The sequence below is a fragment of the Myxococcus sp. RHSTA-1-4 genome (assembly GCF_020037125.1).
Taxonomy (GTDB): domain Bacteria; phylum Myxococcota; class Myxococcia; order Myxococcales; family Myxococcaceae; genus Myxococcus.
On record NZ_JAIQDG010000007.1, the window covers coordinates 64,306 to 85,414 of the forward strand.

The window sequence follows — 21,109 nt, forward strand, 5'->3', positions numbered from 1 at the left end:
ACGCCTTGGTTCGCGTGTGCCGGGGCGGCCTCGGAGACAGGCGGGACAGGATGCGCGGACAGAGACGTGGAACGCTGGGGGGGCGGGGCCTGCTCGCCAGCTTGTGGGTGTGCGTCGCGGCGGTGAGCGGTTGTGGCGAGGTGCTGGAGGAATCCGCCCCGCCGGAGAGCACGCGGTCGGCACGGGTGCTGGGGACCGGGACGCCGCCGGTGGCGCGGTTGGCGGTGGACGTGTGGCCCGGCGATGCCGACTCCACTCCCGTGTTCCTGGCGAACGCCAACGGCACGCTCTACTTCCAGGCCTTCGACGCGCTCGCGGGCGGAGAGCCCTGGCGGAGCGATGGCACCGAGGCCGGTACCGTGCGCATCGCGGCCATCTCCTCGCTGGCCTTCCCGGGCGCGTCTGCTTTCACGGCGGTCGGGGACACCGTGTACTTCGTCGCAGACGATGGCTGGAGCGGCAGGGAGCTGTGGAAGACCAACGGCACCCCGCTGGGCACGATGCTCGTCAAGAACATCAACGTGGGACTGGGCGCGGAGCCCGGCGCCCATGCGGAGCCGTCATTGCTCACCCCCAGGAACGGCCTCCTCTACTTCCTGGCGGGCTCTGGTTATGAGAGCCCCCGGCTCTGGCGGAGCGACGGCACCGAGGGCGGTACCTCCAGGGTCAATCCCTCGGGGGCCTCGCTGGAGGCGGTCCACTCGCTCGCGAACCTCGGTGGCACCCTGGTGTTCGCGGGCTGGACTTCCGGCATGGGATACGAGCTGTGGCGGAGTGATGGCACCGGGACGGGCACCGTGCTCATCAAGGACTTCAACCCGGGCTCCGGCGACTTCGTGTCCCCGTGGACCTACGTGCCCTTCACCGTCTGGAATGGCGCCGTCTACTTCGTGGGGGATGACGGCACCGGCGGAAACGAGCTGTGGAGGACGGACGGCACGGAGGTGGGCACCGTGCGCGTCCGGGACATCCTGCCCGGCGCCTCGGGGGCCTCGCCGTCCCTGCTCACCCCCGTGGGCAACACCCTCTTCTTCGTGGCGGACGACGGCAGCAGTGGCCGGGAGCTGTGGAGGACCGACGGGACGGAGGCGGGCACCGTGCGCGTCCTGGACATCCTGTACGGTGCCACGGGTGCCTCGCCGTCCTTGCTCACCGCGGTGGGCAACACCCTCTTCTTCGTGGCGGATGACGGCTTCAGTGGCCGGGAGCTGTGGAAGAGCGACGGCACCATGGCGGGCACCCGGCGTGTCAGGGACATCCGCCCGGGCTTCACCAGCCCCTCGCCGGATGGGCTCACCGCCGTGGGCGATACCCTCTTCTTCGTGGCGGATGACGGCATCGGTGGCCGGGAGCTGTGGAAGAGCGATGGGACGGAGGCGGGCACCGTGCGCGTCAAGGACATCAGGCCCGGCGCCTCGGGCTCGTCGCCCAGCTCGCTGGTCGCCCGCGGTGGCATCCTCTACTTCTCGGCGGATGATGGCCTGTACGGCCGGGAGCTGTGGCGGAGCGACGGGACGGAGGCGGGCACCGCGCTGGTCCGGAACATCGAGACGACTCCTCGGAGCTCGTCCCCGACGCCCGTGATGGACCTGAACGGCACGCTGCTCTTCACGGCCACCACCGCGACCGGTGTGGACTTGTGGAGGAGCGATGGCACGGCGGCGGGCACCCGCCTCTTGAAGGACTTCCTGCCGTTCCCCTCGAGCACCGGTCCGACCGCGCACATGCCGATGAACGGGGTTCTCTACTTCGTCGCCAACGACGGCGTCCGCGGCCCCGAGCTGTGGAAGAGCGATGGCACCGAGGCGGGCACCGTGCGCGTCAAGGACATCCGGCCGGGGAGCGAGGGAGCGTTCTCCCGGCCCGGCCTCACCCGGGTGGGGAGCACGCTCTACTTCGCGGCCAGTGACGGCACCAGCGGCTACGAGCTGTGGAAGAGCGATGGCACCGAGGCGGGCACCGTGCGCGTCAAGGACATCATGCCCGGCCTCTACCAGGGGGGCATGGAGGAGACCCCGCCCGTCAGCGTGGGGAGCACGCTCTACTTCGTGGCCAGTGACGGCACCAGCGGCTACGAGCTGTGGAAGAGCGATGGCACCGAGGCGGGCACCGTGCGCGTCAAGGACATCATGCCCGGCTCCAGCGGCTCCAACCCCCGCTCCCTCACCTCGGTAGGCGGCGCGCTCTTCTTCGTCGCCCAGGAGGCCTCCTCCGGTTTCGAGCTGTGGAAGAGCGATGGGACGGAGGCGGGCACCGTGCGCGTCAAGGACATCATGCCTGGCTCCAGCACCTCTCTCCCCGGGAACCTCACGGCGGCGGGAGGGCTGCTCTACTTCACGGCGAACGACGGCAGCTCCGGTACGGAGGTGTGGAAGAGCGACGGTACGGAGGCGGGCACCGTGCTCGTCAGGGACATGGCTCCAGGCAGCGCGTCCGTCCTCACCAGTCGGTTCATCGCCTTCCAGGGGAGGCTCTTCTTCACCGCGCATGATGGCGTCCATGGCTGGGAGCTGTGGCGCTCGGATGGGACCGAGGCGGGCACGGTGCTCGTCAAGGACATCCATGCCGGTGCCAGCGACTCGACCCCGGACTTCCTGACGGTCATCGACGGGCGGCTGGTCTTCCGCGCGTTCGATTCCGCCGGCAGCGCCAACGTCTGGCTGAGCGATGGGACCGAGGAGGGGACGCGGCTGTTCCTCGACCTTCCCGGGACGGGAGCCACCTCGCCGTCTGGCTTCCTCCTCGTCGGAGACTCCCTGTACTTCCAGTTCGATGACGGCCTCCATGGCGCCGAGCTGTGGCGCGCGGAGGATGTGGTGGACCTGACGCCTCCCTCGGTGACCTGTCCCGCGCCCGTGGTGGCCGAGGCCTTGAGCTCGCAGGGCGCGGTGGTGGATTACCCACCGGCGGGGGCGAGCGATGACGTCACGGCCAGCCCGGAGCTGAGCTACAGCCACGCGCGCGGCGCGACGTTCCCGCTGGGGGCCACGAGCGTCGTCGTCACGGCGAGGGATGAGGCGGGCAACACCGCCACCTGTTCCTTCATCGTCACGGTGCGCGACACCACGGCCCCGGACCTCGCCTGCCCCGACGATGTGACGGCGGTGGCGACGAGCAACGAGGGCGTGACGGTGGAGTACCCGGCGGCCACTGCTTCGGATGCCGTGTCGCCGGTGACGGTGGGGTACAGCCAGGCCTCGGGGACGACGTTCGCGATGGGCATCACCGTCGTCACCGTCAGCGCGATGGACGAGGCGGGCAATGACTCCTCGTGCACCTTCTCGGTGACGGTGCGCGAGGCGGCTCCGCCGGCCATCACCTGTCCGGAGGATGTCGCCGCCGAGGCCACGGGCGCCGGGGGCGCGGCCGTCGACTATCCGCGGGCCACCGCCACGGGCACCGGAGCGGTGTCGGTGACGTACAGCCACCCGTCCGGGGCGGTCTTCTCGCTGGGAGAGACCCGGGTCACCGCGACGGCTCGGGACGAGCGGGAGCGCACGGACTCGTGTTCCTTCACCGTCACCGTGCGGGACACCACCGCGCCCACGGTCTCCTGCCCGGCCCCTGTCGTCGTCGAGGCGACCGACCCCGCCGGCGCCCGCGCGGAGTATGTGGCGGCCACCGCCACGGATGCCGTCTCCGCTCCGGCCATCAGCTACAGCCAGGAGTCGGGCGCGGTGTTCGCGCTGGGCACCACCCCCGTCACGGTGACGGGGCGTGACGCCGCGGGCAACGTGAGCACGTGCGCCTTCGCCGTCACGGTTCGCGACACGACGGCTCCGGGGCTCACCTGCGGCGCGGACCAGGTCGTGGAGGCGACGGGGCCGGGGGGCGCCAACGTGGACTTCGTGCTTCCCACGGCCACGGACGCTGTCTCGGCCTCGCCCGTCCTCTCAGCGAGCCACGAGCCGGGCAGTGCGTTCTCCTTCGGCTCCACGGCCGTCACGCTGACGGCCACGGACGCGGCTGACAACCGGGCCACGTGTACCTTCACCGTCACGGTGCGCGACACCACCGCGCCCACGGTCTCCTGTCCTGCGGACATCGAGGTGACGGTGCGCCGCCTCCAGGACGCGCGCGTGGAGTTCACCCTGCCTGGCGCCACTGACGCCGCTTCCACACCCGTGGTCAGCAGCAGCGTGGCGTCGGGCAGCCTCTTCGAGCCGGGGCGGACGCCGGTGGAGGTGACCGCCACCGACGCGGCGGGCAATACCTCCCGCTGCACCTTCCACGTGACGGTGAAGCGCACGCCCGTGGCGGTGGAGCCCACCGAGGAATTGGGCCTCGGGTGTGCTTCTTCCGGCCCGGCTTCCACCGGCTTCGGCTGGAGCGCGTTGGCTCTGCTGGCGTGGGTCGCGGCCCGTCGCCGCTCGCGCGCCTGACCCGGGACGCGCGCGCGCTGGAACTGGCCAGCGTGCCCGGCGTCACCGAGGCGCGGGGCATGCTGTGGTGACGGAGCGGCGGCTGCTGTGGGTCGGGGTTGAGGAGGGACATGTCGAGGTAGCGGCGGTCGCTCCAGATGCTGGAGGCCCCAGTGCGACGGTGGTGACGAGGCGCAGTGCACTGGCGCGTGATGGACGGCGAGCTGCCGGCGTGTGGGGGCTCGAATTCGGAGCGCCGGAGCGTGGCGGACCACGCTTCAGCGAGTGAACTCTGCTCGCCGCAGGAGGCCGTCTTCAGGCACTTCGTAATAGTCGCCTTTGCTCCCCAGGTAGATGTGTGCCTTCGGCCCCAGCCCAGTCGGGGCATCGAGGGTACCCGCACAGATCGACATCTTCGGCGCGCCCTCTTCGTCCCATAGCAAGCTCGAGCCGCACTCGCCGCAGAAGCCCCTCCGCACGGTCGGCGACGCCGCGTACCACCTGAGCCCGCGCTCCTCGGTGAGCTGAAAACCGGGGCGGTCGACGGCGGTGTAAGCCCCGACGTGTCCATGCCAGCGACGGCACTTCGAGCAGTGGCAGAACGTGACAGGGGTCAGCTCGAGGGTGACCGTGTACCTCACTGCGCCGCATGCGCATCCGCCCGTTTTCATCGTTCCATTATAACCTGTTGATAGTCTCCAAGAAGCGCGTGTTCTTGGACCGGGCGCCTGGAGTTTCCTGATTCCGAAGGCGGTGAGCGTCAAGGTCGTTGTCGCGTGAGGGTTCAGCCGATGTGCTTCTGCTCCTGCACGGCTGGGGTGAGGTTCGGAGAGGGGCCGAGGCGGACGGGGCCCGCCGGCGTCCAGTCGCGCGTGTCGCGGCTCCAGCGCTCGGGGTGACGGACTCGGGCACGCTGGTACACCAGATGGTGCTTGGAGCCCTTCATGTCTACCTGGAGGCGTTCGCGTCGGATGTGCTGGGGGCTCGCCTCGTGGGGGCGGAAGTCGAGCTGGACGTGCAGCACGTCCTCTTCGGCCCGCCTCGCCAGAAGGGGCGCTACACATTGGCGCTCTCTGCCGTGCATGACTGGGGCCGGGCCCGGAGGACGCGCGCCCTCGGTGACGCTGGCGCACCTGGACGCGACGGCGGTGGTGCTCGTGCGACGCGGCTTCGAGTTGCACGTGCTGGCGGGCTGGGGCGGCCGGCCAGGTGAAGGCGGCGCATGGGGCGCGGTGGCGGGTCTTGGCGCGGATGCTGTCACCCCCACGATAGACGTGCTGGCGCGGCTGGAGGTGCGCAGGCAGCACGGCGGCTTCCGGCAGGGCTTCTTCGGCCCGGACTACGAGCTGGCGCGCTTCCATGCCGCGGGCTCCGAGGGAGCGCCGCTCGCTGAATCGCCCTTCCCAGACGGCTTCTCCGTCTATGGGGAGGCGGTGGTGGGCTGGGATGCGGTGTGGCTCGGCGACGTGGCGCAACGTCACTTACCGGCGCACCGAACTGCTGCAGCTCGATTCGCGGCACGTTGACGCCAAGGCGGGTGATGGTCGCGCGCAGCGCCATCAGCTGCTGGCCGCTGGTGTCGGGGTTGCGCCCGAGCAGCTGATCCGAGAGCGTGGTGACGTCTCGCGCGGAGAAGGTGCCGCTGCGAATCGCGTTGAGCGCCGCCAGCGTCTGGGGGGCCCGCGGGGCGCTCAGCAGCGCCTGAGCGGCCGCGGTGGGCTGGCCATCCGCGCCGATGAGCTTCGTGGCGAACTCCCGAATGGATTCGGGGCGCGCGGCAATCATTCCCATCATCAGGGCAGTGGGGCCACACGCGGTGTGGTCGCCGCGGGTGCGCGCGTTTCCATCGAGCTGGGTGACGTTGCGCAGGAAGGCGTCCGGGTTGCTCGAGATGCGCTCCATCGTCCAGGGCTCGTTGCGCGCGGCGTTGCGGCGCACCGCCGCCTCCGACTGGTTGACGTTGTCGAAGACGGTGCGTCCGCCACTGCCCAGCTGACCCACGCTGGTGTCGAGCGCGCGCCGCACGTCGGGCGAGCCCGCGCGCACGGCCACGGCGGTCGACGCCACCGAGGGGCCGCCCGCCGGCGAGAGCCGGGAGACGTCGCGGGCCGCCTCGAACCTGTCGAACCCGCTGGCCGGCTGCGAAGCCCGCGCAACGCTCGGCGCACTCGGCCGCGGCGCTGACTGCGGGGGGAGGGTGACGAGGGGCTTGCTACCGGAACTCTGGATTTTCACGAGAAGCCTCCTTACGCGCGAAAGCCGTAGCATCGGGGCCGGGTCTGACAATCGTCAATGGACAGGGGAACCCCATACTGTGCGCCGATGCACCACATCTCCGGCGCCAGCGCCTGGCGCTCGAACGCAAGGCGCACGGAGAGGTCATGACAAGAGCGCGTCGAGGGCCTTCTCCGCCATTCTGCCGACGCTCCACGCCGTCGACTGCCCGCCAGTGCCCGTGCTCCTGACGGGCATGGCCGTGTCTGGCGCGAGCGCCACGAGGGCCTCCTTCACGTCGTCACGCAGCACGAAGCGCCGGGTCGCGTGGTCCACGGCGAGCCCGCGGATCACTTCCGCGGCGTCATAGCGCGTGAACGCGTCCCGATGCCGCGTGAGGCGCACGAGCGCGTCGACGACCGAGGCACGCTCGCTCTCGGGGGCGTTGCTTGCCCGGACGAACGACTCGAGCCGCCGCACATCGAGCCACGAGACGCCGGTGGGCGCGGCCTGCCCTTCGATGCGGCTCAAAAGGAGCTCGAGCGCCGCCTCCCGTACCTCGCGCGGTGCGACGCCACCGGAGATCTGCGTGCACAGCGCGCCCCAGTTGTTGTGCGTGTCGAGGCGGCGGACGACCTCGAACAGCGGCGCGGCGAGCGGCTCGGCCTTCACCCTCTGTATCGCGCTGACCGCCGCCTTCACGACCCGCGGGTCGCGCTCTTTCGAGAGGAGCGGGAGCGCCTCGTCCACGGTGAGCGCACCCGTGAGCCGGTGCAGCGCCTCCACTACCACTTCGGCGTCGGAGTCATGGAACGCGCTGCGCGCGGCGTCGTGTCCAGCGGGCCCGTGCTTCGCGAGCATGCGCAGCGCCTCGATGCGCACCTCGGGCGACGGATCTCGAAGCGCGTCGCGCGCCCTGGGAGGCGGCAGGCCGTGCTGCCCGATGAGGCGGAGCGCCACCGCGCGGATGCTCGCGTCCGAAGCGTCGAGCGCGGCCTCGATGACCGCCCGCGTGCCGGGCGCGAGCGTGGGCAGGCGGTGCATCGCCCGGAGGGCGTCGCGACGGCGGGGCGAGCTCGGGTCCGCCGCGATGCGCGCGAGGTCCTCCTCCGTTCCCGGCATCGTCAGGCCGAACGGCGGTTGCGCCCCGCCATGTCACGCATTCCGGCAAAGGCGATGTGCCCGTGCCGCGCCAGCGTCTCCGCAATCAGCCGGCCGAATCCCGTGCTCGCCCCTGTCACCAGAACCACTCGCCGATCCGGCATGCTCGTCTTCTCCACGCGCGGCCCTCTCAAGCTGCGTCACGGCGGCAACGTACCAGCGCTCCTCTCGACGGTGCCAGCGGCCGCGTCTCGGAGGCGGCAGGGAAGGCCGGCCCGGTCTCTCACGCCGGGCCGGGTGGGGCGACACTGAACGGCGACTCTGAGCGGCCGGATCAGTCCGGCGTGCAGGTGGAGCAGACCGGCTTGATGTACTTCCAGGCCCCGCACGTCGTGCCGCCCTCGATGAGGTCCCGCTGGCAGCACCGCTCGTAGTAGCTGCCCGGCAGCCCGAAGCCGCCGCCGGCATACGTGGCGCAGGTGCCACAGGCGGAGGCCCACACCGTCTTGGACTCGATGTAGCCCTGCACGGTGGACGTGCTGATGCACAGCGGCGTCGAGCCGATGCCCTGCTCGACCTCTTCCACCATCGGCGCGGCCTCTTCCTGGGGCTCCGAGGGGCCACAGGCGGAGAGGGACAGCGCGAAGCACGAAGCAGCCACCCAGCGAATCATCTTCCGGTGCATGACAGGTCTCCTTGGGTACGCCGTGCCTGGACAGAAGCCGTCCCGGCGCCAGCGTCTCGCATCATACGGGACAGGGTGACGCCGCGCCCCTCCTTCGCCCGCGTGCTCGAAGAGGCCAGGCCCTATCTCCACCTCTTCCCGGCGGAGAGCGCCTGAGCCGTAGCGGTGCGAAACAGGTTAGGCTTCGCGGTCATTCTCGAAGGAGGGGCCGGATGAACCGCTTCGCGCTACGTGACCGCACCGACCAACTCGATGCGCAGACGCAGTACGAGGAGATCGTGCGCATCCTCACCACCCAGGAGTTCCCCTGGGACATCAACCAGGCGCTCAGCTTCGCGCTGTTCCGCACCTACGCGGTGCCGAGCATCGGCGTGCTCCTGCACGAGACGGGGGAGTTCAACCAGCGCACGCAGAAGCGCTACGACGACACCGTGCTCATCCTCGACACCATCCTCGAGCACGGCATGGCCAGCCAGCCCGGCAGGAGTGCCTTCCGGCGCATGAACCAGATGCACGGCGCCTACGACATCTCCAATGACGACATGCGCTACGTGCTCTCCACCTTCGTGGTGACGCCGGTGCGCTGGCTCGCGGACTTCGGCTGGCGGCCGTTCACCCCGCACGAGGTGACCGCGTGGACGAACTACTACCGCGCCGTCGGCCGTCACATGGGCATCCAGGACGTCCCTGAGACCTTCGACGCGTTCGTCACGCTCATGGACGGCTACGAGTCGACGCACTTCGCCTTCGATGAGCGCAGCAAGGCGGTCGCCGACGCCACGCTCGACCTGCTCGCCACCTTTCCGCCCAACCACCTCGCGCCGAAGGCCCTGCTCGACCTGTTCGCCCGCTCCCTCATGGAGCCCGCGCTGCTCGACGCGTTCCGCTATTCCCACCCATCCGCTCTCAGCCGGGCGGTGTCGCGCCTGGCGCTCAAGGCCCGCGGGAAGTTCGTGCGCTACGTGCTGGCTCCGCGAAGCGAGCCGCTCTTCGGCCGCGACCGCACCTACATTCGCAGCTACCCGAACGGCTACACCGTCGAGCAGCTCGGCACCTTCCCGAAGACCTGTCCCGTGAGTCACGGCGCCGCGGCGAATGGCTCGCCCCACCGGGCCCCGCCGCGGGACGGCCCCTGAGGAAGAGGCGCGCGGCGGGAAAAACAACCCTCGGGATGCGCCGGATTTCCAGCTCCGCTTCGTATGAACAGCGGGGCCAGAACATCCAAGGAATGCAACGGTATGAGGGTTGTCGTGGAATGTGTGACGAGAGGCGGCGCCACGGCGCGCGCGTGGGCGGGTGCCGCCCCGCGGCGCGCTGCGCTGGGCGCGCTGCTGGCCGCCCTGGGATTGTGGGGCTGTGGCGCGACAGAAGAAGCGCCCGAGCAGGCATCTCCGGAGTCGCGGGAGGCCAGCCTCGAGACGGGGGCGTGCGCGGGCTCGGAGGTCGAGCTCGGCTCCAAGACGTGCACCGGTAGCTACCAGTACAGCTTGAAGTGCCACGCCCTGATGCAGTCCGCGGCCTGCGGCGTGGACCCGAACGCCGAGCCGAGTGATCCGCCCGTGTACCTGGCGTGCAGGTCCGCCTCGCATCCCATCGTGTCGGACTCGCTGTGCGGCTCGGGCTTCCTGGGGACGGTGAGCGCCGCCGCGGGCCTGACGCTGGACGAGGTGAAGGCGCGGGCCGCGCAGCAGTGGGCCACCGCGCGAGGCGTGGGCACCCCCGACTTCGACGTGCCCATCACCTGCACGCAGTGCATCCAGAACGTGTGGCTGCCGGCCGAGGCCGTGCAGCGCCGCATCTACGCCGCGGCCGCGCTGTCGAGGAAGGACGCGAAGCTGCACGTCCTCGCGGGCACGGCCTGGGGAATGCTGGAGATTGACCGGGAGAACCAGGAGCGGGCGGCACAGGCGCAGCCGCCGGGCGTGTACGTGCCCCTCACCGCCGCGGAGCTGTCCGCGGGGCTGGCCAACGTGGCCTCCGTCCTGGATGCACGGGCCGGAGACACCTCGCTGACGGGCGTGGGCTCCGAGGTCCGCACGATGCTGCGCGTGCTCGACGACGTGCAGCCCTACCTGGGCCACACGTCGCCGGGAGCCGCGGGCTTCACGCGCTACGCGCGGTCCGTCCTCCAGAGCATGCGCACGGGCCTGGACGCCAGGCGCCAGCTCACCGCCATCCTCCCCCAGACGGACCGGTACATGGAGGCCGAGGCGTTCATCTCCGGCACCTGGGCCGAGCTCTTCGACGGGGTGCGCGGCCGGCCCGAGCTGGCCGCGGTGGTGGACGGGGGCCGTATCGGCACCACGCTGGGCATCCTCACCACGACGAGCGCCCGGGACATGCTGACGGCGTATCCCCTCGAGCCCCTCAAGGGCTTCGTGCTCGCGCACCTCCAGGCCAACGGCAGCCTGGTGGTGCTGCCCTCCGCCGTCGACGCCGAGGTGAGCGCGCTGAGCAAGCATGGGCTCGACATGGCCCAGGACTACGCCACCAGCCTCTACACGCTCGACGCGGCGGAGCAGGCCTACCGGACCGCCATCAGCCTGTCGAAGACGTCGCCCGCCACCACGGGCCTGACGGCCATGGCGGCCACCGCGCCCTCGGAGACCGAGGCGAAGGACGCACTCGCCCTGGCCATCAAGGCGGCCAAGGCGGAGGGGGAGACCATCAAGAGCCGCACGTCGGACGTGAAGGTGAGCGTGTCGAGCGCGCTGGAGCTGCTGGGGGACGCCTACAAGAAGATTGGCGAGGAGACCGCCGCCAAGGACCTGGCGAGGTTCGGCAAGGCCCTGGACTCGGTCCTCGGCACCGTCCAGAAATACCACGAGAGCGCCATCAAGACGGCGGAGGCGGTGAGCAACATCCTCCAGCTCGGCGCCACCGGCTTCAACGTCATCAGCGCCGCGCTCTTCACCGGCAACCTGCTGGGCTCCGTCGGTCAGCTCGCGGCCCTCTTCAGTGACACCCCCGAGGAGCCTGTCCAGGACGTCGTCAAGGCGGAGGCCGCCAAGACGCGCGAGCTCATCGCGAGCATGGCCAAGAAGCTCGAGGCCCGCTTCGACCGCACCGACAAGAAGCTGGACGCCCTGCGCGCGGAGCTGCTGATCCGGCTGGACACGATGAAGTGGGAGCTGGGCGAGACGCACTACGACGTGAACGAGCTGCAGCGCGCGCTCTACTCGATGCAGACCGACCTGATGCGCCTGGACCGGAACATCTACGCGATGATGGACGAGCTGCACCGCAAACCCTTCCTGGATGCCACCACCTATTACCTCGGCTATGAGGCGCGCATGCAGGAGCCCCTGTCCTTCGAGAAGTTCGGCCTGGGCGAGAGCGCGTTCCTGAGCCGGGCCACCACGGACGCCACGGGCTTCATCTGCGCGGGCCCGCCGTCCTGGGACAGCAGCTACTTCACCGAGGACGGGGTGCTGAACGCCCTCATGAGCCGGATGCTCCTCCAGAACGAGCCCGAGCCCTTCGGCTACGCCGACAGCATCAACTTCATGCGGGAGGTCCCCACGCGGCTGCTCGGACGTCCGCTGCCTCTGTCCGGCGTCGGGTTGGCCAACCCCGTCGAGTGGATGGCGGGCGCGGAGGCGTATGCGCAGCTCAACGAGGAGTCCCCCGCGCACGCGACGCAGGTGCTCGGCCGGACCGACAGGGTCATGGCGGTGGGCACGGCGCTGGACGCGGCGCTGCGGAACATCGACCAGCCGCTGTTCGACAAGCTGGTGGAGCGCTACACGCGGCACTGGACGGAGCTGAAGGATGAGCTCGGCCGCGCCAAGGAGGCGTGGGAGGAGGTGCCGGGCAGGAACCTCTCGACGCTGGACGTGTTCGGCGGCGCGGACCAGCTCCCGACGGCGCACTACCTGAAGCAGACGGTGGTGCCGCTCACCTGCAACGGGGGCGCGTGGACGAATACCGAGACCACGCCCGCGCCCACGGCGCTGGACCTGTCCCGGTGGAACCACGACGCCCTCCGTCCGCTCATGGCGGCGGACAACCTGGACCTCGACCAGGGCGAGCTCAGCCACTGCGTCGGGGGCCACTGGGAGCTGGTCTCCTCGGAGCCCAATCCCTGGGGCTACACCGGGACGTTCCGCCTGAAAGGGTATCTGGACATCCGCTACAAGTTCGTGGAGGCGGGCGTCGCGAAGAACGTGATGGTGTTCCGGCACACCTTCAGCACGAACATCGAGACGACCGACTTCGTCCACAGCTCCAACCCCACGTACGACCCGGACACGGCGCTGGCCACCAACTACTTCATCCAGAAGAACTGGTACGCCTTCTTCGCCGCCCCCGCGACGCACGTGGTGAAGGACGAGGCCCTGGTGGCGAAGGTGCGCGGCCAGGTGGGGGCGCGGCTGACGGCGGAGCAGCGTGCGTTCTACGCCTCCGTCGCGACCCGGATGGAGGAGGCGGGGGACATCCTCGGCATCCGCGCGAAGCGGCTGGCGGGCTCCAAGCTCCTGTGGGAGTCCTTCATCGCGCTGGCCCTGCCGCTGTCGCTGGAGCACGACGAGGACCTGCGCGGCCTGCTCTACGGCACGGACGCCGCGCTGTCCGGCGTGGACGTGCTCGCCGCGGATGACGACCTCAACGACGTGCAGGACAGCTACCGGTTCTTCGCCAACGCCGGGACGCTGCCCGCCTACAACGTCGTCACGGACATCGACTCGGCCTTCACCCGCCGCAAGCAGCGGCTGCACGACACCGTCACCAACATCCTCGCCCGGAATGCGGCCGCCGGGGAGTTCGAGGGGGCGGCCTGGACGCAGGCGACGCTGCTGCGCCTGCGCCTGTCCGACCCGACTCCGGTGACGCCGTAGTCACACCGGCACCACGCACGCCGGTGTCCTGAATCCGCACGCGGGCCGCGGAAGCACTGTCTTCCGCGGCCCGTCGTGTTCTCGCGCCGGTGCTTGCCCGCGGGGGCGAATCCCTGCTCACCGGACAACCCGTCTTCACGGGTGCCTGCGTATTCACGGCACACCCGGTGGCCTGGACCGCCGCGCGGAATCCCGCCCCGGCCTTCGCCGGAGACGGTCCTTGTCCCCACCGCTCCCCGGAAGGGGCGGTGAGAGCCCGATGGAGCAGCACATGCGTTGGCAAGCAAAGACGAACTGGGTCTGCCTGATGGCGGGCCTGTGGACCACCCTCCTGGGCTGTGGGGGCCCGGCACCCGAGGCGGTGGCGCCTCCGGTGGAGCCGGCGCGGATGGCCACCTGGCATGCCCCCCTGGCGGCCTCGTGGACGACGGCGGGCGATATCAACGCCGAGCGCTACAACCACGCGGCCACCCAGTTGAAGGACGGGCGGGTGCTCGTCACCGGGGGGTGGACCTCCGGCTACTACGTCGACCAGGCCACGGTGGAGCTGTATGACCCGGGCCATGGCACGTGGACCCCGGCCAGCAGCATGAACGCCACGCGGGTCTTCCACACGTCGACCCTGCTGCCTGATGGCCGCGTGCTGGTGGCGGGGGGCTGGCAGAAGAGCTCGGCGGAGCTGTTCAACCCGGCCACCGGCACCTGGACCCCCACCGGCGGCATGTCCCTGCCCCGGCAGGCCCACACCGCCACGCTGCTGTCCAACGGCAAGGTGCTGGTGGCGGGAGGCGACGACTGGGGGGCCGACTATGACACCGCGGAGCTGTACGACCCGGCCACCGGCGCCTGGACGGCGGCGGGGAAGATGAGCCGCGGGCGCATGGGCCACACCGCGACGAGGCTGCTCGACGGCAAGGTGCTCGTCGCCGGAGGTGGCTCCAGCAACACGGCGGAGCTGTACGACCCGGCCACCGGCACCTGGACTTCCGTGGGGAGCATGATGACGGACCGCTTCTTCGCCACCGCCACGTTGCTGCCCTCGGGCAAGGTGCTCGTCGTGGGGGGCCATGGCGGTAGCGGGTACCTGGCCACGGCGGAGCTGTATGACCCGGCGACGCGGACCTGGTCCTCCACCGGTGCCATGGCAACGTCCCGCATGTACCACACGGCGAGCCTGCTGCCCTCGGGCAAGGTGCTGGTGACGGGCGGCTCGGCCGATTACGAGACGCTGGACTCGGCCGAGCTGTATGACCCGGCCACCGGCACCTGGAGCGCCGCGGGCACTCTTTTCGCGCCGCGCATGCGCCACACCGCCACCGTGCTGGCCTCGGGACGCGTCGTCCTCGCGGGCGGCCGTGAGTACGACACAGTCGAGCTGTACCCCCTCATGTCGGAGCTCTACTCGCCGGAGCGCGTGAGCGGTCAGTGGGCGGCAGAGGGGAAGCTCGCGGCGCGCCGCGAGGGCCACACGTCCACGTTGCTGGCCGGCGACACGGTGCTGGTGGCGGGTGGCATGGGAGAGACGGCGCTGCTGCGCGACGCGCAGCTCTACAACCCCATCACCGGAGGGTGGGGCGCCACGGGCAACCTCCTCACGGCGCGCAGCTCGCACACCGCGACGCGGCTGGCGGATGGAAAGGTGCTGGTGGTGGGAGGGCAGGGGAGCACGGGCGTGCTCGCCACGGCGGAGCTGTATGACCCGGCCACCCGCGTGTGGACGGCGGCCGGAGCCATGGCCTCCGGCCGCGAGCGGCACTCCGCCGCGCTGTTGCCCGATGGCCGGGTGCTGGTGACGGGAGGCTTCGGCTCCACCAGCACGCTCGCCACGGCGGAGCTGTATGACCCGGCCACCAACTCGTGGACGGCCGCGGCCCCCATGTCCGCGCCGCGCGCCAGCGCCGTGGCCCTGGTGCTGTCCAGCGGCAAGGTGCTGGTGACGGGAGGACTGAGCGACGTGGACCTCCACGCGACGGCGGAGCTGTATGACCCGGCGACCGGCGCCTGGAGCCCCGCCGGTACCCTGTCCGCGGCGCGCGCGTTCCACGCCGCGGCGGTGCTCCCGTCCGGCAAGGTGCTGGTGACGGGGGGCTTCGGCAACGCGGGCACGCTCGCCACCGCCGAGTTCTACGACCCGGCGACCGGCGCCTGGGCCTCCACCGGCACCATGGGCACGCCGCGTGAGGGGCACACCGCCGTGGTGCTCCCGTCCGGCAAGGTGCTGGTGACGGGCGGCTTCGACGGCACCAGCGGGATGCTCGCCACGACGGAGCTGTACGACCCGGCGACCGGCGCCTGGGCCTCCACCGGAGCCATGAGCGCGATGCGCTACAACCACGCGGCTACCCGCCTGGGCTCGGGGCAGGTGCTGGTGACGGGGGGCTTCAGCGGCTCGTCCAGCCTGGACTCGGCCGACCTGTACCTGGAGTAGCCCGCGCCGGCCGAAGCGGGGAGTGCCCGGAGCGGGAGCATCCGCTCCGGGCGAGGGGCCTGGGACTCATTCAATCCAGCAGCTGCATGAGGTCCGCCCGGGTGAGGGCCGTGGCCCCCTCGGCGCCGCCGAGCGCGGACTCGAAGAGGGCTCGCTTCTTCTCCTGCAAGGTGAGGATCTTCTCTTCCACCGTGCCCTGGGACACCAGCCGGTACACCATCACCGGCCGCTGCTGGCCGATGCGGTGCGCGCGGTCCGCGGCCTGGGCTTCCACGGAGGGGTTCCACCACGGGTCCACCAGGAAGACGTGGTCCGCCGCCGTGAGGTTGAGCCCCGTGGCGCCCGCCTTCAGCGAAATCAGCATCACCGGTGGGCCCTTCGGGTCCTGGAACGACGCGGCCACGGCGCCGCGGTTGGCCGTGCTCCCGTCCAGCCGGATGAAGCCGACGCCCGCCTCCTTCAGCTCCGGCTCGATGAGGTCCAGCATGGACGTCCACTGCGAGAAGACGAGCGCCTTGTGTCCGTCCTCCACCGCCGTGCCGAGCGCCTCCACCAGCGCCTGCACCTTGGAGGACGTCTTCGCCTGCTGGCCCGGTACGAGGGCAGGGTGGCACGCCGCCTGGCGCAGCCGCAGCAGGGCCTCCAGCGCCTTCAGCACGCTGCCGCCCGCCTCGAGCTGGGACACCACCTCCTCGCGCGTGGCCGCGTACACCGTGTCGTAGACGGCGCGCTCCCGCTCGTTGAGGGTGACGTGCCTGACGGATTCGGTGCGCGGCGGCAGCTCGGGCGCCACGTCCCGCTTGAGCCTGCGCAGCACGAAGGGACGGATGCGCGCGCGCAGCCGCTCGGCCGCGCCCTTCTGGTTGTCCGTCACCGGCCGGGACCACCGCTCGTCGAATTCCTTCCGCCCCCCGAGCAGCCCCCGGTTGGTGAAGTGCATCAGGCTCCACAGCTCCTCGAGCCGGTTCTCGATGGGCGTGCCGCTCAGCGCTACCCGGAAGGCGGCCTGCAGGCCATACGCCGCGCGCGCCACCTGGCTGTCCGGGTTCTTGATGGCCTGCGCCTCGTCCAACACCACCGTGTCCCACGTCCTCGCTCCGAGCACCTCCGCGTCCAGCCGCAGCAGCGCGTAGGTGGTGAGCGTCACGTCGGCCGTCTCGTCCAGGGCGCGGCCGGGGCCGTGGTACACGGACACCTTCAGCGAGGGACGGAAGCGCTTCACCTCCGCCTCCCAGTTGGGGAGCACGCTCGTGGGCGCCACCACCAGCGTCCCCGGCCCCAGCGTGCAGATGGTCTGCAGCGTCTTGCCCAGACCCATGTCGTCCGCGAGCACGCCGCCCAGGCCCGCCTGCTTCAGGAAGGTGAGCCAGCTCACGCCCTGGAGCTGGTAGGGACGCAGCGTGGCGGTGAGGTCCTTCGGCAGCGCCGCGTCCGGCAGCTTCTCGAAGCCCTGGACGAGGGGCGCCAGCCGCTCCAGGCCGGGCGGGGGAGGGTGCTCCAGCGCCTCGCACAGGCCGGTGAGCTGGGGGATGGCGTGGTTGGCGAGCCGCCCGTCCTTCTCGCGCGCGGCCAGCAGGTCCGCCACGCGCTGGCCATGCGACTTCAGCCACTCCGTGGGCAGGGGCGCCCACCCGCCGCCCTCCAGCGGCACCAGTCCCAGGCCTTCCTCCCACGCGCGGATGACCGCGCCCGCGTCCACGGTGCGCGGCGCGCCGGGCTCCGCGCCCTCCACCTGGAAGTCGAACGAGAATTCCACCCTCGGCGCGCCCTGCTGCGTGGCTCCCGCGTCCACCGAGAGGACGGGGCGGAGCTTCACGTTGGGGCTCAGTACGCGAGCCGCGTCACCGGTGAGGCTGCCGCGCCAGCGCCGCAGCTTGCTGGCGAGCTGCACCGCTTCCTGCCCCTGCACCGTCACTCGCCGGCCGGGCACCATGTTCAGCTCGTCGCGGAGCTGGTGGATGAGCTGCTGCTCGGCGCCCTCGTCGCGCACGGGCACCGCGCCCTTCAGGTACACCATGCGCCCGTTGTCGATGCGCACCGTCGGCGGCGAGCCGTACACCAGCGTGGGCAGCACCGAGAGGCCGGCGTCGAGCTGGTTCAGCTCCATGGAGATGCGCGGCTTGAGCGTGCGGTCGATGGGCGGCAGCCGCTGGCTCCTCACGTCCACCGGCATGCGCCGCGCGAGGTCCGGCAGCACCTTCCCGGTCAGCTCGCCCATCTGCGCGGGAGAGAAGGCGCGCTCCTGAGGCAGGTGCTCCAGCCGGGGGCCGGTGAGGGCCAGCTCGCCGAGCCGGCAGAGCGTGCCTCCACTCAGCGCGAAGCCGGGCGTCACCACCTCGGTGACGTTCGGGTCCTTCTCCACCTTGAGCACCGTCTGCTCGCCGCGGTCCTCCACCGTGACACGGGGCAGGAGGGGCTCGGCGGAGACGGACACCAGCGCGCCGTCGAAGATGACGGTGCGCGCGGGCTCCAGCGCGCGCAGGAGCGCTTCGAGCCGCTCGGGCGGAAGCGCGCCCTTCGTGGGCTTCAGGAGCAGCCTGTCCGCGACCCGGTCGCACGGCTCCACGTGGATTCGCGCCGCCTCCACGGGGTTCGTCAGCAGCGACGCGAGGCTGCGCGCCAGCAGCCGCGCGGTGTTGTCGGGGCGCACCAGCAGGCGTTCGAGCTGCAGCCCTCCGTCCACACGCTTGAAGCGGTACACCATCCGCTCCGGCTTCGGCGCGGCACCCGGGCGCGGGCCGGGCTGGGCCGCGGGCGCCTGGGGCGGCGAAGCAGGCCGGGCCGGGGCGGCGGCGCGCGGCGCGGGGGCACGCTGCGTGGGCGCGCGCTGGGTCTGCGAGTGGTGGAAGAAGATGGCCGCCGCCACCACGTGCTCGCACGGGTCCACCCGTCCCCGGCAGTCACACTCCCAGATTTCGTCCTCCGGGTAGAGGACGGTGGTCACGGGGGTGGGACGGCCCGCGGCTCGCACCCGCAGCACGGCCTCTTCCTCACCCACGGACTGCACGGAGACGGCACCCGCACGGGCGAGGCCCATGCCGGCGGACCAGGTGTCCGGGCGCGCTTCCTCCCGGACGGCTTCGAGCAGTTCCTCGGTGGCGGACATACGAGGCCCGCCTCCCTATCCCCTCGGCGGGCTCCGCGCAAACCCCAGTGAGCGCCTAGAACACAGCGTTCAGCAGCAGGCCTCCTCCGCCAGGGCCCACGGTGGGCGTCAGGCTCGCCTGGATGACTCCCGGGCGCTTTCGGGGCAGTGGCGCGGGGGCGGGCTCGTCGGAGAGTCCCAGCTCCGCCCGGAGCTGCTTGTTGTAGCCGTCGGCCAGCTCGCGCGCCTCGCTCGCGGCGATGGGATGCGGGGTGCGCCAGACGGCATAGGCCATCACCCCCGCGCCCGCCGCGCCGAGGCCGATGCCCAGCATGGCCATCGTGAGTCTCTTGTCACCATTGTCGATGTTGCGGCGGACACAGGCGCTGAAGCCGGGATTGTTGATGCTGCAATCCTCGTCCCGCGGACCGAGCACGCCGAGGGCGAGGACGCCGCCGCCCACCACCATCGCCCCACCCGCGACGCCAATGAGGATCTTCTTGCGCATGTTGCCCTGGTACGCCTCCACCAGGTCCGTCCTGCCCAGCTTCTGGTAGAAAGCCTCTCCCTCCAGCGGCTTCTTGTACTTGCCCTCGTAGGGGATGCTCCAGCGCGCGACCGTTCTCGGTGTGGCCATCGTCCAGGAATTCATCGTCATCGCGACGTAGTCGTCGAAGCCGATGTGCCGCAGTTCGTACTGCTCCTTCGCCTCGGCGAAGGAGAGCGCCGGCCGCACCGGGGCCGGAGGCGGCAAGGCCGCGGCGGGTGGCTCATCGACTCGTGGCGTGCCGGCTGCCGGCGCCTCGGGAGTCTCCACCGGCTGGGGCTCCTGGCCCACGGTGGGGCCGTTGGAGTCGTTGGGGAGGGGCTCCTCGGGACTCGCGGTGGCGAGCGAGGCCGTGGGCAGCAAGAAGACTGCCATCAGCAGAAAGCGAATCATTGGCACAACCTCATACGGGAATCGGCCTGGCCCCTGCGAGGACTCTATCCTGACGCCGGAATGCCTTTTCAATCATTCCGCAAGCACGTCCTGCCAGGAGCGGGGAGGCAGGCAGGGGAGCAAAATGCCCGGAGCCTGAAACCGGCTCCGGGGCTCGCGCGTACCAGGGGGAAACCCGCACGCGCCGGGGCGTGCCCGGAGGCTGAATCCATGTCGCCTGCTGCCGCCATTCCACCCGCACGCCGTCGCGCCGCTCCTGTCGCGGCGCGACACCTCCTCCCGCTGGCACTCGCCGCCCTCGCGGTGCTCGCCGCCTGCACCGAGGCACGCGGGGCGTCTCCAGGGAAGGGCCCCGGCGCGGCCGACTCCCCGAGGCCGACCGTGAACGACACCCGCCGCTATGAGAAGCCGTCCGACGCGGAGCTCCGCCGCACCCTCTCGCCCCAGGCCTACGAGGTCACCCAGGAGGACGCGACCGAGCCGCCGTTCCGCAATCCGTACTGGGACCACAAGGGCGAGGGGCTCTACGTCGATGTGGTCACCGGAGAGCCGCTCTTCTCCTCCCGCGACAAGTTCGACTCCGGCACCGGCTGGCCCAGCTTCACGCGCCCGGTCGACCCCTCCCGCGTCGTCGAGAAGCGGGACGTGAGCCTCGGCATGGTCCGCGTCGAGGTTCGCTCCAGGGCCGGTGACTCGCACCTCGGCCACGTGTTCGACGACGGGCCGCGTCCCACGGGCCTGCGCTACTGCATCAACTCCGCGGCGCTGCGCTTCATCCCCGTTCAGGACCTGGAGAAGCAGGGATATGGCGCGTGGCTGCCGCACTTCGGCCGGAAGGAGGCGGCGAGCTCCCAGAAGGCGACGCCCGACACGGCGAAGGCCATCGCCGCGGCCGCGACCACCACGGAGACAGCGCTGCTCGCGGGCGGCTGCTTCTGGGGCATGGAGGACATCCTCCGGAAGATTCCCGGCGTCCTCCAGACGGACGTCGGCTACACCGGCGGCGCCTTCAAGAGCCCCACGTACGAAGACGTGAGCTCGGGTGACACCGGGCACGCGGAGTCGGTGCGCGTCGTGTTCGACCCGAAGGTGCTGAGCTACGAGACGCTGCTGGAGAAGTGGTTCTTCCGCATGCATGACCCGACGACGCTCAACCGCCAGGGCAACGACGTGGGCACCCAGTACCGCTCGGCCATCTTCTACCTGTCCGAGGAGCAGCGCCGCGTGGCGGAGGAGGTGAAGGCCCGCGTCAACGCATCCGGCAAGTGGCCCCGTCCCGTCGTCACGCAGATTGCCCCCGCCGGTGAGTTCACCCCCGCCGAGGCGTACCACCAGGACTACCTGGTGAAGAACCCCGGCGGGTACACGTGCCACTATCTGCGCGACTGAGCACTCCCGGGGCGCCGCCCGTGCGAGGTGGCGCTCCGGGGTATGTCACGTTCGTGGACGTGCGCGCC

At 70.9% G+C, this 21,109-nt stretch carries 13 protein-coding genes and 1 pseudogene; 7 read left to right on the forward strand and 7 right to left on the reverse strand.

The genetic code is table 11. The features are described 5' to 3' along the window. Window positions 1-50: 50 nt before the first annotated feature. Window positions 51-4,382, forward strand: coding sequence for an ELWxxDGT repeat protein (locus K8638_RS12415; protein WP_223754700.1), 4,332 nt, complete (start codon window positions 51-53; stop codon window positions 4,380-4,382). A 257-nt stretch (window positions 4,383-4,639) separates the two neighbouring features. On the opposite strand, the gene K8638_RS12420 is transcribed toward K8638_RS12415, so the two are convergent. Both K8638_RS12420 and K8638_RS12425 read right to left on the reverse strand, forming a co-directional pair. After that, a complete protein-coding gene (locus K8638_RS12420; RefSeq protein ID WP_223754701.1) occupies window positions 4,640-5,032 on the reverse strand; it encodes a GFA family protein in 393 nt (130 codons plus the stop codon). A 113-nt stretch (window positions 5,033-5,145) separates the two neighbouring features. Beyond that, the gene (locus K8638_RS12425) at window positions 5,146-5,307 is read right to left on the reverse strand and encodes a hypothetical protein (protein ID WP_223754864.1); all 162 of its coding nucleotides are present in this window, start codon (window positions 5,305-5,307) and stop codon (window positions 5,146-5,148) included. Between K8638_RS12425 and K8638_RS12430 the strand changes: the two are divergent. Together K8638_RS12430 and K8638_RS12435 are read left to right on the forward strand one after the other, a co-directional pair. Then, window positions 5,308-5,845, forward strand: a pseudogene (locus K8638_RS12430) (hypothetical protein); the annotation flags it as partial. It lies immediately after the preceding gene. Window positions 5,846-6,216: 371 nt separating this feature from the next. After that, entirely contained in the window at window positions 6,217-6,357 is a 141-nt protein-coding gene (locus K8638_RS12435; RefSeq protein ID WP_223754702.1) for a hypothetical protein, read from the forward strand. 383 nt (window positions 6,358-6,740) lie between these two features. Here K8638_RS12435 and K8638_RS12440 read toward each other — a convergent pair whose 3' ends face one another. From K8638_RS12440 to K8638_RS12450, 3 genes are all read right to left on the reverse strand, one after another. Continuing rightward, the gene (locus K8638_RS12440) at window positions 6,741-7,619 is read right to left on the reverse strand and encodes a HEAT repeat domain-containing protein (protein WP_223754703.1); all 879 of its coding nucleotides are present in this window, start codon (window positions 7,617-7,619) and stop codon (window positions 6,741-6,743) included. An 80-nt stretch (window positions 7,620-7,699) separates the two neighbouring features. Continuing rightward, complete coding sequence (locus tag K8638_RS12445; protein ID WP_223754704.1) at window positions 7,700-7,855, reverse strand: hypothetical protein; 156 nt, start codon at window positions 7,853-7,855, stop codon at window positions 7,700-7,702. A gap of 155 nt (window positions 7,856-8,010) precedes the next feature. Further along, window positions 8,011-8,361, reverse strand: a complete 351-nt coding sequence (locus K8638_RS12450; RefSeq protein ID WP_223754705.1) for a hypothetical protein — start codon at window positions 8,359-8,361, stop codon at window positions 8,011-8,013. 212 nt (window positions 8,362-8,573) lie between these two features. On the opposite strand from K8638_RS12450, the gene K8638_RS12455 reads away from it, so the two are divergent. The 3 genes from K8638_RS12455 to K8638_RS12465 all read left to right on the forward strand — a co-directional run bounded on the left by K8638_RS12455 (window position 8,574) and on the right by K8638_RS12465 (window position 15,627). Further along, complete coding sequence (locus K8638_RS12455) at window positions 8,574-9,497, forward strand: oxygenase MpaB family protein (RefSeq protein ID WP_223754706.1); 924 nt, start codon at window positions 8,574-8,576, stop codon at window positions 9,495-9,497. 114 nt (window positions 9,498-9,611) lie between these two features. Further along, window positions 9,612-13,199 (forward strand): hypothetical protein, encoded by a 3,588-nt coding sequence (locus tag K8638_RS12460; protein WP_223754707.1) that lies wholly within the window; start codon window positions 9,612-9,614, stop codon window positions 13,197-13,199. A 271-nt stretch (window positions 13,200-13,470) separates the two neighbouring features. Further along, window positions 13,471-15,627 carry a kelch repeat-containing protein gene (locus K8638_RS12465; protein WP_223754708.1) on the forward strand — a complete coding sequence of 719 codons (2,157 nt, stop codon included), beginning with the start codon at window positions 13,471-13,473 and terminating at the stop codon, window positions 15,625-15,627. 70 nt (window positions 15,628-15,697) lie between these two features. On the opposite strand, the gene K8638_RS12470 is transcribed toward K8638_RS12465, so the two are convergent. Next, window positions 15,698-18,733 (reverse strand): DEAD/DEAH box helicase, encoded by a 3,036-nt coding sequence (locus K8638_RS12470; RefSeq protein WP_223754709.1) that lies wholly within the window; start codon window positions 18,731-18,733, stop codon window positions 15,698-15,700. A 55-nt stretch (window positions 18,734-18,788) separates the two neighbouring features. Continuing rightward, entirely contained in the window at window positions 18,789-19,652 is an 864-nt protein-coding gene (locus K8638_RS12475; RefSeq protein WP_223754710.1) for a hypothetical protein, read from the reverse strand. Between the two features lie 210 nt (window positions 19,653-19,862). Here K8638_RS12475 and K8638_RS12480 point away from each other — a divergent pair, with 210 nt between their 5' ends. Continuing rightward, window positions 19,863-21,041, forward strand: coding sequence for a bifunctional methionine sulfoxide reductase B/A protein (locus K8638_RS12480; RefSeq protein ID WP_225937227.1), 1,179 nt, complete (start codon window positions 19,863-19,865; stop codon window positions 21,039-21,041). The last annotated feature ends 68 nt before the right edge of the window (window positions 21,042-21,109 follow it).

Excerpts from the sequence above, each read along its gene's own strand:
- K8638_RS12415 (WP_223754700.1), top strand. The coding sequence starts at position 51 with ATGCGCGGACAGAGACGTGGAACGCTGGGGGGGCGGGGCCTGCTCGCC.
- K8638_RS12425 (WP_223754864.1), bottom strand. The coding sequence starts at position 5,307 with ATGAAGGGCTCCAAGCACCATCTGGTGTACCAGCGTGCCCGAGTCCGT.
- K8638_RS12480 (WP_225937227.1), top strand. The coding sequence starts at position 19,863 with ATGTCGCCTGCTGCCGCCATTCCACCCGCACGCCGTCGCGCCGCTCCT.
- K8638_RS12470 (WP_223754709.1), bottom strand. The coding sequence starts at position 18,733 with ATGTCCGCCACCGAGGAACTGCTCGAAGCCGTCCGGGAGGAAGCGCGC.
- K8638_RS12465 (WP_223754708.1), top strand. The coding sequence starts at position 13,471 with ATGCGTTGGCAAGCAAAGACGAACTGGGTCTGCCTGATGGCGGGCCTG.
- K8638_RS12475 (WP_223754710.1), bottom strand. The coding sequence starts at position 19,652 with ATGATTCGCTTTCTGCTGATGGCAGTCTTCTTGCTGCCCACGGCCTCG.
- K8638_RS12450 (WP_223754705.1), bottom strand. The coding sequence starts at position 8,361 with ATGCACCGGAAGATGATTCGCTGGGTGGCTGCTTCGTGCTTCGCGCTG.
- K8638_RS12420 (WP_223754701.1), bottom strand. The coding sequence starts at position 5,032 with ATGAAAACGGGCGGATGCGCATGCGGCGCAGTGAGGTACACGGTCACC.
- K8638_RS12440 (WP_223754703.1), bottom strand. The coding sequence starts at position 7,619 with ATGCACCGCCTGCCCACGCTCGCGCCCGGCACGCGGGCGGTCATCGAG.
- K8638_RS12455 (WP_223754706.1), top strand. The coding sequence starts at position 8,574 with ATGAACCGCTTCGCGCTACGTGACCGCACCGACCAACTCGATGCGCAG.